The 13,452-nt window shown below is 66.0% G+C and carries 12 protein-coding genes and 1 pseudogene; 8 read left to right on the forward strand and 5 right to left on the reverse strand.

Annotated elements, in window-relative coordinates; all coding sequences use genetic code 11:
* Positions 1-54: 54 nt before the first annotated feature.
* Positions 55-576 carry a hypothetical protein gene (locus tag ABDC78_RS17180; RefSeq protein ID WP_178359942.1) on the reverse strand — a complete coding sequence of 174 codons (522 nt, stop codon included), beginning with the start codon at positions 574-576 and terminating at the stop codon, positions 55-57.
* 102 nt (positions 577-678) lie between these two features.
* Here ABDC78_RS17180 and ABDC78_RS17185 point away from each other — a divergent pair, with 102 nt between their 5' ends.
* The 7 genes from ABDC78_RS17185 to ABDC78_RS17215 all read left to right on the forward strand — a co-directional run bounded on the left by ABDC78_RS17185 (position 679) and on the right by ABDC78_RS17215 (position 9,426).
* Positions 679-2,226 carry an ABC transporter substrate-binding protein gene (locus ABDC78_RS17185; protein ID WP_178359941.1) on the forward strand — a complete coding sequence of 516 codons (1,548 nt, stop codon included), beginning with the start codon at positions 679-681 and terminating at the stop codon, positions 2,224-2,226.
* 2 nt (positions 2,227-2,228) lie between these two features.
* Positions 2,229-3,221 carry an ABC transporter permease gene (locus tag ABDC78_RS17190; protein WP_178359940.1) on the forward strand — a complete coding sequence of 331 codons (993 nt, stop codon included), beginning with the start codon at positions 2,229-2,231 and terminating at the stop codon, positions 3,219-3,221.
* On the forward strand, positions 3,218-4,102 hold the full coding sequence (locus tag ABDC78_RS17195; RefSeq protein ID WP_178359939.1) for an ABC transporter permease: 885 nt from the start codon (positions 3,218-3,220) through the stop codon (positions 4,100-4,102). Before ABDC78_RS17190 ends, ABDC78_RS17195 begins: the two co-directional genes overlap by 4 nt.
* A complete protein-coding gene (locus ABDC78_RS17200; protein WP_178359938.1) occupies positions 4,099-5,721 on the forward strand; it encodes an ABC transporter ATP-binding protein in 1,623 nt (540 codons plus the stop codon). Before ABDC78_RS17195 ends, ABDC78_RS17200 begins: the two co-directional genes overlap by 4 nt.
* A gap of 31 nt (positions 5,722-5,752) precedes the next feature.
* Complete coding sequence (locus ABDC78_RS17205) at positions 5,753-6,493, forward strand: SDR family oxidoreductase (RefSeq protein WP_178359937.1); 741 nt, start codon at positions 5,753-5,755, stop codon at positions 6,491-6,493.
* Positions 6,494-6,970: 477 nt separating this feature from the next.
* A complete protein-coding gene (locus ABDC78_RS17210; protein ID WP_178360301.1) occupies positions 6,971-7,825 on the forward strand; it encodes an LLM class F420-dependent oxidoreductase in 855 nt (284 codons plus the stop codon).
* Complete coding sequence (locus tag ABDC78_RS17215; RefSeq protein WP_178359936.1) at positions 7,822-9,426, forward strand: FAD-dependent oxidoreductase; 1,605 nt, start codon at positions 7,822-7,824, stop codon at positions 9,424-9,426. Before ABDC78_RS17210 ends, ABDC78_RS17215 begins: the two co-directional genes overlap by 4 nt.
* Positions 9,427-9,503: 77 nt before the next feature.
* Here the strand turns inward: ABDC78_RS17215 and ABDC78_RS17220 are convergent, their stop codons facing one another.
* Complete coding sequence (locus ABDC78_RS17220; RefSeq protein WP_178359935.1) at positions 9,504-10,583, reverse strand: dihydrodipicolinate reductase; 1,080 nt, start codon at positions 10,581-10,583, stop codon at positions 9,504-9,506.
* Positions 10,584-10,604: 21 nt separating this feature from the next.
* Positions 10,605-11,639 (reverse strand): Rieske 2Fe-2S domain-containing protein, encoded by a 1,035-nt coding sequence (locus ABDC78_RS17225; RefSeq protein WP_178359934.1) that lies wholly within the window; start codon positions 11,637-11,639, stop codon positions 10,605-10,607.
* 93 nt (positions 11,640-11,732) lie between these two features.
* Here ABDC78_RS17225 and ABDC78_RS17230 point away from each other — a divergent pair, with 93 nt between their 5' ends.
* Complete coding sequence (locus ABDC78_RS17230; protein WP_178359933.1) at positions 11,733-12,368, forward strand: TetR/AcrR family transcriptional regulator; 636 nt, start codon at positions 11,733-11,735, stop codon at positions 12,366-12,368.
* On the opposite strand, the pseudogene ABDC78_RS17235 reads toward ABDC78_RS17230, so the two are convergent.
* Positions 12,369-12,694, reverse strand: a pseudogene (locus ABDC78_RS17235) (AzlD domain-containing protein).
* Positions 12,687-13,388 (reverse strand): AzlC family ABC transporter permease, encoded by a 702-nt coding sequence (locus ABDC78_RS17240; protein ID WP_347133114.1) that lies wholly within the window; start codon positions 13,386-13,388, stop codon positions 12,687-12,689. The pseudogene ABDC78_RS17235 and the gene ABDC78_RS17240 overlap by 8 nt, the downstream one beginning before the upstream one ends.
* Between the last annotated feature and the right edge of the window lie 64 nt (positions 13,389-13,452).

The following is a 13,452-nucleotide window of genomic DNA, read 5'->3' on the forward strand; positions in this document are numbered from 1 at the left end:
CGCCTCTCATGTCGTAGGTCTGCCTTGTCCTGATCGGGCAGCTGGAGACCAGCGTCAGAAGCAGCGTCGCAGACCGCCCGGCTCGCAGATCAACGGGTACTGGTCGACCGGGATCGGCAGCGGTTCCTTGAACGCCAGCGTGAACGGCGTGTTGATGAGGGCAGGCGCGGTGCCGCACGCTCCCGAATGGGAGACGCTACGGGTTCCCGACATGGTGGCGTCGTCGAACGTGAACTCCTCGACGGTCGGCTCCCAGGTGCCGTCCGCGCACTGGATACCTTCCTTCTGGGGCACGCTGAAGCTCCACCGTCCCCCGACCAGCCTGGCGTCACCGCTGGGCAGGCCCGATGACGCGGAGACCTTCAGCCGGCACCCGACGGGCAGGTAGAGCGGTTCGCGGAGATCGCCGACGACCGGCACACACGACGGGTAGATACTCCAGGTGCCGGCCGCACCCTCGGCCGGCGTGTAGTCGAAAACACCTTCCATGACCTGCGCGGCGTGGGCGGGGGCCGGGAGCACTACTGCGGTCCCGACGACGACGACAGCGGCGACCAGGCCGCGCAGGAGCTTCACGTCGTCGAGTATTTCAGTCGTGGGTGGACAAAGTCACGCGTTTGTCCTCACGACCGATGGGTAGTCAGGTCGAGGCAGAACTCGAATCCCAGGGTGGTGCATATGTCGAGAACGGCGGTGTCGACCGCTGTCCTCCGCGTTGCCGCAGCCGCCTTGACCCTTGTCGTGGCACTGACCGGCTGTTCGACGGGGCAACGGGTGGACCTCGGCGCCGGCGCCGACGGACTGGTGGCGGCCATCGCCGGTGAGCCCGACCAACTGGACCCGCACAAGACCTCCGCCTACTTCTCGTTCGAGGTTCTCGAGAACGTGTTCGACACGCTGGTCGAACCCGACGAGAACCTCGAGATGCAGCCTGCTCTGGCCGAGTCGTGGGAGGTCAGTCCCGACGAACTCACCTGGACCTTTCGCCTGCGTGACGGCGTCGTTTTCCACGACGGCACCCCGCTGACCGCCGATGACGTGGTGTTCTCGTACCGCCGGATCATCGACGAGGAGTTGACCAACTCCGACAAGTTCAGCGCGGTCACCGCCGTCGAGGCCCCCGACCCGTTGACGGTGGTGATCCGGACGGATCGTCCGACCCCGAACATGCTCACCAACCTCGGCGGGTTCAAGGGCATGGCGATCGTGTCGCGCGAGAACGTCGAGAGTGGACAGATCGCCACCCGGCCGATCGGAACCGGCCCGTTCAGCTTCCGCGACCAGCGCAGCGGTGACTCCATCACGCTGGCGGCCAATCCGGACTACTGGGACGGGGCACCGGAGATCACCGGGGTGACGTTCCGGTTCATCTCCGAACCGTCCACGGCGCTGTCTGCTCTTCAGGCCGGTGAGATCGACTGGACCGACTCCGTTCCGCCGCAACGGGTCGCACAGCTCGGCGAGGACGATTCCATCGAGCTGGCGGTCACGCCCAGCAACGACTACTGGTATCTCGCTCTCAACGAGGCCCGTGCGCCGTGGAACGACGTCCGGGTGCGACAGGCGATCGCCTACGCAGTCGACCGGCAGGCGATCGTCCAGGCGACCAGTTACGGCACCGCCGCGCTCAACGAACTCGCCATCCCGCAGGGCAATCCCTGGTACACGCCCTACGACCGGTATCGCGACGGCGGCATCGACAGGGCACGGGAACTACTGCAGGAGGCCGGCGCGGCGCCGACGAATCTGGACATGCTGGTCACCAACGAGTATCCCGAGACCGTGACGTCGGCTCAGATCATCGCCGATAACCTTGCGCCACTGGGCATCACCGTCGACATCCGCACCGTCGACTTCGCCACCTGGCTCGACGAGCAGAACTCCGGCAACTTCGACATGTTGATGATGGGATGGCTGGGCAACATCGATCCGGACGACTTCTACTACGCCCAACACCACACCGACGGCACCAGCAACGCACAGAAGTTCTCCGACCCCGAGGTCGACCGGTTGCTCGACGCGGGCCGGGTCGAGACCGACCGCGCCGTGCGGGCCGACTCCTATGCGAGGGCCGCCACCCTGATCGCCGACCAGGTCAGCTACATCTACCTGTACAACCCGTCGGTGATCCAGGCCTGGAATCCGGCGCTGACGGGTTATGAGGCGCGCCGCGACGGCGCGGTCCGGTTCCGCGATGCGTCACTGACGTCGGACGGTGATGCCTAGCCATGTCCGCTACGGCCACTTCCTCCGCTACGTCCCTGCTGACCCATCCGATCGTCCGCTTCGTCGCACGCAGGCTGATGTATTCGGCTGTCGTGCTGTTCGGCGTGCTGGTGCTGGTTTTTGCACTGGTGCATCTGGTGCCCGGGGACCCGGTCCGGATCGCCCTGGGCACCCGCTACACGCCGGAGTCCTACGACGCGTTGCGCGCCGCCAGCGGGATGGACCGCCCGATCGTCTCGCAGTTCTTCGGCTACCTCGGGTCGGCGCTGACCGGCGATCTCGGGGTCAGCTTCCGCAATGGCGACCCCGTCACCGTGACACTGCTGGAGCGACTGCCTGCGACGCTGTCGCTGGGATTCGCCGGTATGGCGATCGCGTTGCTGATCGCGTTGCCGGCGGGCATCTACTCGGCGCTGCGCGAAGGCCGGATCAGCGACGGGATCGTCCGCATCACAAGCCAATTCGGCGTCTCGGTGCCGGATTTCTGGCTGGGCATCCTGCTGATCGCCCTCTTCTCGACGACGCTGGGCTGGCTGCCTACTTCGGGGTACCGGCCGCTGTTCGGCGACCCAGGCGGCTGGTTGCGCCACATCATCCTGCCTGCCCTCACCGTCGGCGTCGTGGCGGCGGCGATCATGACCCGCTATGTCCGGTCGGCTGTGCTCGAGGTAGCCGCGATGGGCTACGTGCGCACCGCCCGGTCCAAGGGCCTGTCACCGCGCGTGGTCACGCTGCGCCACACCGTCCGCAACGCGCTGGTCCCGATACTCACCATCACCGGGATCCAGCTCGCGACGATCCTCGGCGGTGTCATCGTCGTGGAGGTGGTGTTCGCCTGGCCTGGGCTGGGACGGCTGGTGTTCAACGCCGTGGCGGCCAGGGACTACCCGTTGATCCAGGGCGCGGTGCTTCTGATCGCCGCGCTGTTCCTGCTGATCAACCTGCTCGTTGATGTGCTCTACGCGGTGGTCGACCCGAGGATCCGGCTGGCATGACGACGACGGAGAGCACCGGTTCGACACGAGTGGCGTCATGGCGGCTGCTCGCGCGGAATCCCATCACTCTCGTCAGCGCGCTGACGTTGGCCGCGGTGGCCGTCATCGCGGTGGCCGCGAGCTGGATCGCGCCCTTCGGTGTCAACGACATCGATGTTCCCAACGCTCTGCAACCACCCAGTGGCGACCACTGGTTCGGCACCGACGAGTTGGGCCGAGACGTGTTGTCCCGGGTGCTGGTCGCCATCCAGGCGTCCATGCAGATCGCCGTCGTGAGCGTGACGTTCGCCGTGGTGGTCGGGTTGACCATCGGCCTCCTGGCCGGATATCGCGGCGGCTGGCTCGACACCGTGCTGATGCGTGTTGTCGACGTGATGTTCGCGTTCCCGGTGCTGCTGCTGGCGCTGGCCATCGTCGCCATCCTCGGACCCGGGGTGCCCACCACCATCCTGGCGATCGGCATCGTGTTCACGCCGATCTTCGCGCGGGTGGCGCGGGCCAGCACTCTGGGAGTGCGCACCGAACCGTATGTGGCGGTCTCGCGGGCGATGGGCGCCGGCGACCTGTACATCCTGCGCCGCCACATCGTGCCCAACATCGCCGGTCCGTTGATCGTGCAGACCTCCCTCTCACTGGCCTTCGCCATCCTGTCCGAGGCCGCACTGTCGTTCCTCGGTCTGGGAATCCAGCCCCCGCAGCCGTCGCTGGGCCGGATGATCTTCGACTCCCAGGGTTTCGTGACGCTGGCGTGGTGGATGGCCGTCTTCCCGGGTGCCGCGATCTTTGTCATCGTGCTCGCATTCAACCTGTTCGGCGACGGGTTGCGCGATGTGCTCGATCCCAAGCAGCGCACCATGATCGAGGCCCGGAGGCGCGAGTGACGAGTTCCCCGCCAGTGCTGAGTGTCCGCGACCTCGGTGTGCGCATCGGGTCGCGCACGCTCGTCGACGGTGTGTCGTTCGACGTCCACCGGGAGCAGACCCTGGGCATCGTGGGTGAGTCGGGTTCGGGCAAGTCGATGACGGTCCTGGCGGCGACCGGCCTGCTCGACGCCCCGGGCGCGCGGGTGTCGGGAACCAGCACCCTCGACGACCCGACCGGCGAACCGGTCCAGTTGGTGGGCGCCCCTGCGCGGACACTGCGCCGCGTGCACGGAGCGCGCATCGGGTTCGTCTTCCAGGATCCCGGGACCTCACTGAACCCCCTGCTGACCCTCGGACGTCAGATCACCGAATCCCTTGAGACACATCGCCGAATGACGCGTCGGGAAGCGAACGCCCGCGCGTTGGAGCTGCTCGAGGCGGTCGGCCTGCCCGACCCCCAGATGCGTCTGCACGCGTACCCGCACCAACTCTCCGGCGGCCAGCGCCAGCGGGTGATGATCGCGATCGCGCTGGCGTGTGACCCCGAAGTGCTTATCGCCGACGAGCCGACGACCGCACTGGACGTCACGACGCAGGCCCAGATCATCGAACTGGTGCGGGCCCTCCAGCGCGATTTCGGGACCGCGGTGGTGTGGATCAGCCACGACCTGGGGGTGATCGGCCAGGTGGCCCGGGACGTGACGGTGCTGCGCAACGGTGCCGCCGTCGAGCAGGCCCCGATCATGGAGGTCTTCGACCACCCGCGCGACGAGTACACCCGCGAGTTGCTCGCCGCGCGACCGGTTCTCGACCGCTCCGGGCCGGCCGCGGTGACCGATGCCGAGACGCTGCTGCAGGTCGACGGACTCGATGTGCGATTCGCCGTGTCGACGCCGGTGGGACGCTCGACGGTGCATGCGGTCAAGGACGTGTCGTTCCGGATTCGCCGTGCGACGACGCTGGGGCTGGTGGGCGAATCCGGTTCGGGCAAGTCCACCGTCGCCGCCGCACTGACCGGCCTGGTGAAGCCCGACGGTGGAAGTGCCACCCTGGACGGCACCGACATCCTGCACGCGAAGGGGTCGGCGGGCAGGGCGCTGCGCCGACGCATCGGCCTGGTGTTCCAGGACCCGTTCTCATCGCTGAATCCTCGTGCCCGAGTGGAGACCTCGGTCTCGGAGCCGCTGCGGGTGCACGGACTGGTCGATGGCGCCGCGGCGCGTCGCGCCCGCGTCGCCGAACTGCTCGAACTCGTCGGGCTGCCAACCGAGTTCGCCCAGCGGTACCCGCACGAACTCTCGGGTGGACAACGTCAGCGGGTGAGCATCGCCCGCGCGCTGGCCGCCGAGCCCGATCTGCTCATCCTCGACGAGGCGACCGCATCGCTGGACGTGTCGGTGCAGGCGAGGGTGCTCGAGCTACTGTCACACCTGCAGCGAGAACTCGGGCTGACCTATCTGCTCATCGGTCATGATCTCGCGGTGATCCGCCGCCTCAGCCATGACGTGCTGGTGATGCGCGACGGTGCGGTCGTCGAGAACCGGCCCGCCGACGACCTGTTCGCCGCCCCCGAGCAGCAGTACACGCGCGACCTGTTGGCGGCGGTTCCCCCGGTCGCGCCCCGCGCCGCTGTCTGACCGCTGCAACGGCCGTGAGAAGGTCGTGGACATGACTCAGTTGAGCGGGAAAGTCGCGTTGGTCACCGGTGCGTCAGCAGGTCTGGGCGCGGCGACGGCCCGGTTGTTCGCCGAGCGGGGGGCGAAGGTCTTCGGCATCGCCAGGGATGCCTCGCGCATGACAGAGGTGTTCGCCGACGTTCCGGGCGGAGCCTTCGCCTCGGTGGACATCTCGTCACCGCAGGCCTGCGCGCAGGCCGTCGCGGATTGTGTCGCGCACTTCGGGCGTCTCGACGTTCTTGCCAATGTCGCAGGCTTCCACCAGATGCGGCACACGGTGACGACGTCGGACGAAGACTGGGAAACCGACCTCGCGGTGAACCTCAACGGACCGTTCTACCTGTGCCGCGCGGCCCTGCCGCACCTCCTGGAGACCGGCGGCAACATCGTCAACGTGTCGTCGATCGCAGGCGTCGAGGGTGAGGTGTACTCGGCGGGCTACTGCGCGGCTAAGCACGGGCTGATCGGCTTGACCCGCGCGCTGGCCGTCGAGTTCACCAAGGAGCGGCTTCGAGTCAACGCGATCTGCCCCGGGGGCATGCCGACCGCGCAGGCCACGGAGTTCCAGGCACCGGAGAACGCCGACTGGGACCTGATCATGCGCATCGCCTCACCGCGTGGGTTCATGGAAACCGTCGATGTGGCCAAGACGATCGCGTTCCTGGCCAGCGACGACGCTGCGGCGATCCACGGCGCGGTGTACCGGGTGGACAACGGCAAGGGCGCGGGCTGACCCTCCCTGCTCAGAGGGTCGCGGCCGGCACCGAACGGTCTATGTCAGTCGGATCAAAGTCTGCTCGGACTGCTCGTCGCGAGATCGACGCGACGGCTGCTCAATTTCTTGTCGACGTGCGAACCACAACCTTCATGTAGATCTCGGCAAGAGGGTGGTGGTAGCCCTATCGAACCGGCGTCTCAGCGCTGGTCCACTCGCGAATGCCGAATCTTCCTCTTCGCGATCAAACTGGACACGTGTCTTGATATTGACCCGCTTTCAACGTCAGAAAACACCCGCATGGCGCAATATCCGATCCGAATTACTCGACCAAACTCCCAATAGTGTTTCCCAGCAACCGCTTTCAATGCCGGATTGCCTGATCGGGGCCGGTCTGCCTAAACTGGACTAGTGTCCAGTCAATCCGCTGCGTCTGACAGCCCACGCTCTGACAGCCCACACTCTGACAGCGCACACGTCGGCCTCGACTTTGGTTTGGTGTTGTTCACCTCTGATCGTGGGATCACCCCGGCCGCGGCGGCCACACTGGCCGACGAGCACGGCTTCACCACGTTCTACGTCCCCGAACACACCCACATCCCCATCAAACGCGACGCCGCCCACCCCACCACCGGCGACGAGACCCTGCCCGATGACCGCTACATGCGCACCCTGGACCCCTGGGTCTCGCTGGGCACCGCCGCCGCGGTCACCACCCGCGTGCGACTGTCCACCGCGGTGGCCCTGCCCGTCGAACACGACCCCATCACCCTGGCCAAATCCATCGCCACCCTCGACCACCTCTCCGGCGGACGGGTCTCACTGGGCGTGGGCTACGGCTGGAACACCGACGAACTCGCCGACCACAACGTGCCCCCCGCCCGGCGGCGCACCATGCTGCGCGAATACCTCGAAGCCATGCGCGCCCTGTGGACCCACGAAGAAGCCGAATACCACGGCGAGTTCGTCGACTTCGGCCCCTCCTGGGCCTGGCCCAAACCCATCCAGACCCACATCCCGGTCCTCGTCGGCGCCGCCGGCACCGAAAAGAACTTCAAGTGGATCGCCAAATCCGCCGACGGCTGGATCACCACCCCCCGCGACATCACCATCGACGAACCCGTCAAACTCCTGCAGGACACCTGGGCCGCCGCCGACCGCGACGGCACCCCCACCATCGTCGCGCTCGACTTCAAACCCGACCCCGACAAACTGCTCAGCTGGAAAGACCTCGGCGTCACCGAAGTCCTCTTCGGCCTACCCGACCGCAACCCCGACGACGTCGCCCGCTACGTCGAACGACTCGCAGGAAAACTCGACGGCCTGGGCCTCCGCGAGGGCACGTCATGACCTACGTGATCACCCAGAACTGTTGCAAGGACGCCAGTTGTGTGCCGGTGTGCCCGGTGGACTGCATTCGGCCGGCCGGCGGCCCCGGCGAGTTCAGCGGTACCGAGATGCTCTACATCGACCCGGAGGCATGCATCGACTGCGGCGCCTGCATGGACGAATGTCCTGTTGACGCAATCCACTACGAAGAGGATCTGCCGCCGCATCTGGAGCGGTTCCGGGAACTCAACGCCGCCTACTTCGAACACCATCCGCTGGAATCGGATTCGACACCGCCGACCAAGCAGCACGCCCCGGTGGCGAGTGGGTCACTGCGGGTGGCCGTCGTCGGCGCGGGCCCGGCCGCGTGTTACGCCGCAGCCGAACTCGTGGCCATCGACGGCGTGGAGGTCGATCTGTTCGAGCGACTGCCCACCCCGTTCGGCCTGATCCGTGCCGGCGTCGCACCCGACCATCAACACACCAAATCGGTGGTCAATCTCTTCAGTTCCGCGTTGGCCGACAAGCGATTCGGATGCCATCTCAACGTCGAGATCGGCACCCATCTGAGCCATCAGGATCTGCTGGACCATCACCATGCGGTCATCTACGCGGTCGGTTCGTCGACCAGTCGCGACCTCGGCATCCCCGGTGAGGACCTGCCGGGCAGCCACCCGGCGTCCGACGTCGTCGGCTGGTACAACGGTCACCCCGACCACGCCCAGCACCGGTTCGACCTGTCCGATCGCCGCGCGGTGATCGTCGGCAATGGAAACGTCGCACTCGACGTAGCACGGATGCTCCTGATGGCGCCTGAGGAACTGGCAGGCACCGACATCGCCGAACACGCACTGGAAGTGTTGTCGCACAGCTCGATCGAGGAGATCGTGATCCTCGCCCGGCGGGGCCCACGGGCCGCGGCGTTCTCCGTCGGGGAGTTCCTGGCCCTGGGTCACCTGCCCGGCGTCGACGTCATTATCGATGCTCCTGATGCGGACCTGCAGCCGGATCCCGACGACGACTTCGAGACGGCCACGAAGTTGGAGATCGCCCGTGAGTACGCACAACGGGAGCCGACACCGGGAAACAAGCGTGTGGTGTTCCGCTTTCACTGTTCACCGGTGGCCGTCGAGGGCAGCGACCGGGTGACTGCGCTGGCGGTGCGCCGCGGCGAGGACACCGAGGTGATCGAGACGTCGTTGGTGCTGCGCTCCATCGGCTATCGCGCGGTGCCGCTTCCCGATCTCCCCTTCGATCACGCCACGGGTACGGTGCCCCACGACCGCGGCCGGGTGACCGATGCGGCCGGACAACACCTCGCGGGGGTGTACGTCACCGGGTGGATCAAGCGCGGTCCGCAGGGCGTGATCGGCACCAATCGATCCTGCGCCGAGGAGACGGTCGCCCAGCTGCTCGCCGATTTCGACGAGGGCCTCCTCGAGCGGACGGTCGCTGGACGAGAGTCCCTGCGCGCGTTGATGGCCGGGCGCGGGATCACACCGGTGGATTGGAGCGGCTGGCGAGCCATCGACACCACCGAGCGCGACCGCGGCACCGCATCGTCACGACCCCGCGTGAAGTTTGTTGCGGTCGAGGACCTTCTCAGCGCCGCGCAACGCTGAGACTGCACCCACGGCGACGGCTACTCGCACGTTGCCGCCGTGGGGGCAGTGTCAACGACGGCTAGTGTCAACGACGGCTAGAGATTGAAGCGTCCTGCGAATCCCCGGAGGGGCAGGTCGGCGCTGGTAAGCAGGCCTGGCCGTGCCGCCACGACCGACTTGATCGAGTTCAGCGCCGGCATTCCGGTGACCGTCATGCCGATCGAGGCGAAACTGGCGGGATCGGACAGATCAACCCCCGGCTTCGGGAAGATCATGTGCTTGTTGTAGATATTCGGGTCACCCTTGATCTGAGTGATGTAGCAGCCTTTGATATCCCAGCTGGGATCAGTGTGCGGTGTCATCTGCCACTCGAGGTGGGTCTCGACGCGCGGCACACCGTCGACGATGCCCTGGTATTTGATGTAATTGCCGCCCAGCGAGCCCTTCGGCAACTTGTACCAGCCCAGGTCGACATCCTTGGTGCACGCGCCGAGTTCGTAGCTGAACTTGACCTCGTCGAGCACGAGGTCGAAGCAGTCGGCCATCATCAGCACGCTGTCGGCGAACACCCGGGTGTATTTCTCCAGTTTGCCCGGAATCTCCGGATCATCCACGGGCTGGCCGTAACCCACCTCGATCCAGGTGTCCTTGGAGTGGTGGCAGGAGACATCAACCGACTCGATCGTGGTGATGTTCTCGATGTCGGCGACGTCTGCGGAGCACACCACTCCCAGAATCTGGTTCACGCCGGGGTTCATCCCGGTCCCGTAGAACGTCGAACCGCCCTTCTCACAGGCCTCTTGAAGCAACTGGGTCACGGGCTTGCCGGAGTGGTGCGGATGGTTGCGGTCGCGATGCCAGCCGGTGATCCAGTCTGCCGTGGTCACGATGTTGATCCCCGCCTCGAGGACCCGCACGTAGAGGTCCTCGTCGGGGAACACACCATGAAAGGTCACGACGTCAGGTCGAGCCGCGATGATCTCGTCGATCGTGCCGGTGGCAATGACGCCGTTGGCCGGCAATCCGACCAGTTCGCCGGTGTCCCTGCCGACCTTGTCCGGCGAGTAGCAGTGCACGCCGACGAGCTCGAGGTCCGGTTGGGTGGCGATCCGTTTGATCATCTCCGAGCCGACGTTGCCGGTGGCCACCTGGAATACCTTGATGTGGTCGGTCATGGAATGCCTTTCTTCGAAAGTTCAATTGGTTTCGGCTGCAGCGAGTTCGGCGGCGCTTCCGCCCTTGCCGTCGGGATAGAACTTCATCGCCCACTTGCGGATCGCGGTGAATCCCTCCAACTCGGAACTGGCGAGCGCCGGTGGGTCGGAGTAGCGCTGATGGGCCCAGATGTGGATGTCCTGGCTGAACTGCCGGATGACCTCCGCGCCGAAGTCCGTGGCCTTGGCCTCGGCGCGCACCGGGTCGCGGGTGGCCGATGGTCCTGTCGGCCGTCCGATGTAGACCATGAACCGCACATCGGAGGTGGCATCGTCGACGGGGGTGATCGCGGAGATGGTGCGGTTGTCGATCATCCCCCAACTCTTGGTCACCGCGATGCCCAGACCGCCGTTGATCGCTTCGACACCGCTGTTGACGTCTTCGATCTTCTGCCCGTCGTCACCCTCGAAGGTGATCGTGAAATCCACGTAGGAGACCGGGTCGTCGAAGTCGTGGCGGGTGAACACCGGCACGATCGGAGTGTCGTGGACGTACTTGAAGTGGGCGAAGTCCACGCCGTTCTCCAACACGTACTGCGGGTGCATCTCGAGACCCTGTCGGAAAAGTCGTTGTTGCGGATAGTAATCCGCGGCGGTGCCGGCGTCACCGAAGTCGGTGAAGATGTCAGGTGCTTCGAAGAACGGCTCTCGATTGTCGATGTCGTGCCAGATGTACACCGACTCGTTGCGCTCGACGACCGGATAGGTCTTGATGCGCCGACCGCGATTCGGTCGGTCCTCGTAGGGGATGCACACATTGCGCCCCTGGTGATTCCACTGCCATCCGTGGAACGGGCACTGCAGCACCTCCCCCTTGACGGTGCCGCCGTAACCGAGGTGGGCGCCGAGGTGTTCGCAGTAGGCGTTCATGACCGTGAGCTCACCCGACTCGGCGCGCCAGGCGATCATCTCCTGACCGAAGTACTTCATCGTGTGGACGTCACCGACGGCGACCTCGTCGGACCAGGCGACCTGAAACCATCCGGTCGGCTTCATCGACAGGGGCGGCTTGGCCATCAACAATCCCTTCGCATCGCTTCGGTTTCGAATAGTAGAGCCTTCAATGAAAGAAGCATAGTGGGTTCTACGAAACCAAGCTATCCTCGCGGGATGACCGAGGTACGTGCGACGACCGGGATGCCCGCCCGCCGCACCAACCGGCGCGGTCAGGCGACCCGCGAGAACATGCTCGAAGCAGCGCTGCGCTCGCTCGCCTCCGGTGACCCCGGATCGGTGTCGGCCAATCGGATCGCCAAGGACATCGGCGCCACCTGGGGCGCGGTGCAGTACCAGTTCGGGGACGCCGACGGCTTCTGGGCCGCGGTGCTGCATCGCACCGCGGAACGCCGCGCCGAGATCTTCTCCACGGTCGACGAGTCCGCGCCTCTTCGCGACCGCGTCGCGGGAATCATCGATGTCTTGTATCACGGCCTGGCAGAGCCGGATTCGCGCGCGATCGAGAACCTGCGCGCCGCCCTCCCCCGCGATCACGGCGAGCTGGAGCGGTTGTATCCCCAGACCGCCGCCGAACTCTATTCGTGGGGTCAGTCGTGGCTGCAGACCTGTCGCAACGCATTTGCCGGCCTCGACGTCGACCCCGAACGGGTCCGTGAGGTCGCCGCCCTCATCCCCGGCGCGATGCGCGGCCTCGTGTCCGAGCGGCAGCTCGGTTCCTATGCCGATCTCGAAGTCGCGCGGCGAGGTCTGACCAATGCGCTGGTCGCCTATCTGCAGGCACCGTGTTGATCAGCCCCACACGGACATCAACGTCACATAACACGTGGTACCGATCAGGATGCTGAGCAACGCATTGGCCCGCACAGGTGTAGGCCCGCGGTCAGCCCCACGGCGATCGCCAGCCACCACATCTGCCGAGCCGTCTCACCCGCCACCGTCTGCAGCGTGTAGATCGCCAAGATCAGCATGACCCCGACGGGCATGTGCACGCTGAGGTACTTGACGACGGCACTGTCGCGCATCGGCGCCAGCGCGGCGAACGGCAGCGCCCTCAGCGCCCACGTCACCGCGGCGCTCACCACCACGAGCAGCAGGATGTAACCGTTGTCAGGCATGTTCAGCCCTGCGCTGCACCCACAGCCGCAGCATCAGCGCCGCGGCGAATCCGGCGAACGCACACACCAGCATCTGCCCGGGGAACAACAGCCACGCTGCAACGGCACACAGGGCCGCGACCACTGCGGTGAGCCGGTCCGGGCGCTGCCGGTAGGCATCGATCGCCAACACGATGAACAGCGCGGTCAGCGCAAAATCCAGGCCCTCGAGCCGTTCGATCGGCAGCGCCTCGCCGACCAGCCCGCCCAAGCCGGCGCCGGTGACCCACAGCAGGTGAAAGCACAGTTGCATGAACAGGATCGGACGAGTGGTCCAGGTGGCCGCCGCCGGGCTCACACCGACGGCATACGCCTCGTCGGACAGTGTGTAGGTGCTGTACAGCTTCGCCGCCACGCCTTTGACGCGTTGCAACGGAAACGACAGCGCATAGAACACGTGCCGGGAGTTGACGACAAACGTCGTCAGCGCGACTCCCGCCACCGGGGCCGCCGTCGCGGCGAGATGCACCATCAGGAACTCCAGCGACCCGGCGTAGATGACCGCCGCGAACACCGGCGCCCACCACCAGTCCAGTCCCGCGTGCACGACAAGAAAACCCAGCGCCATTCCCAGCGGGATGAACGCCATCCCGATCGGAGCGGACAGCGCCAGCACGCGGCGCATCGAATGCTCGGGATCGGGGATGGGCGGCACGAGCGACAGGCTAGCTTTTCACGACTGGACATCGTCGACGAATGGCTTCAGCGTAGCCCTTCGG

Origin of the sequence: Mycobacterium sp. DL, from assembly GCF_039729195.1 — a bacterium.
GTDB lineage: Bacteria > Actinomycetota > Actinomycetes > Mycobacteriales > Mycobacteriaceae > Mycobacterium > Mycobacterium hippocampi_A.

What these genes read in the sequence shown, in the direction of transcription:
- ABDC78_RS17185 (WP_178359941.1), top strand. Translation starts at nt 679, where the DNA reads ATGTCGAGAACGGCGGTGTCGACCGCTGTCCTCCGCGTTGCCGCAGCC.
- ABDC78_RS17190 (WP_178359940.1), top strand. Translation starts at nt 2,229, where the DNA reads ATGTCCGCTACGGCCACTTCCTCCGCTACGTCCCTGCTGACCCATCCG.
- ABDC78_RS17195 (WP_178359939.1), top strand. Translation starts at nt 3,218, where the DNA reads ATGACGACGACGGAGAGCACCGGTTCGACACGAGTGGCGTCATGGCGG.
- ABDC78_RS17205 (WP_178359937.1), top strand. Translation starts at nt 5,753, where the DNA reads ATGACTCAGTTGAGCGGGAAAGTCGCGTTGGTCACCGGTGCGTCAGCA.
- ABDC78_RS17215 (WP_178359936.1), top strand. Translation starts at nt 7,822, where the DNA reads ATGACCTACGTGATCACCCAGAACTGTTGCAAGGACGCCAGTTGTGTG.
- ABDC78_RS17220 (WP_178359935.1), bottom strand. Translation starts at nt 10,583, where the DNA reads ATGACCGACCACATCAAGGTATTCCAGGTGGCCACCGGCAACGTCGGC.
- ABDC78_RS17225 (WP_178359934.1), bottom strand. Translation starts at nt 11,639, where the DNA reads ATGGCCAAGCCGCCCCTGTCGATGAAGCCGACCGGATGGTTTCAGGTC.
- ABDC78_RS17230 (WP_178359933.1), top strand. Translation starts at nt 11,733, where the DNA reads ATGACCGAGGTACGTGCGACGACCGGGATGCCCGCCCGCCGCACCAAC.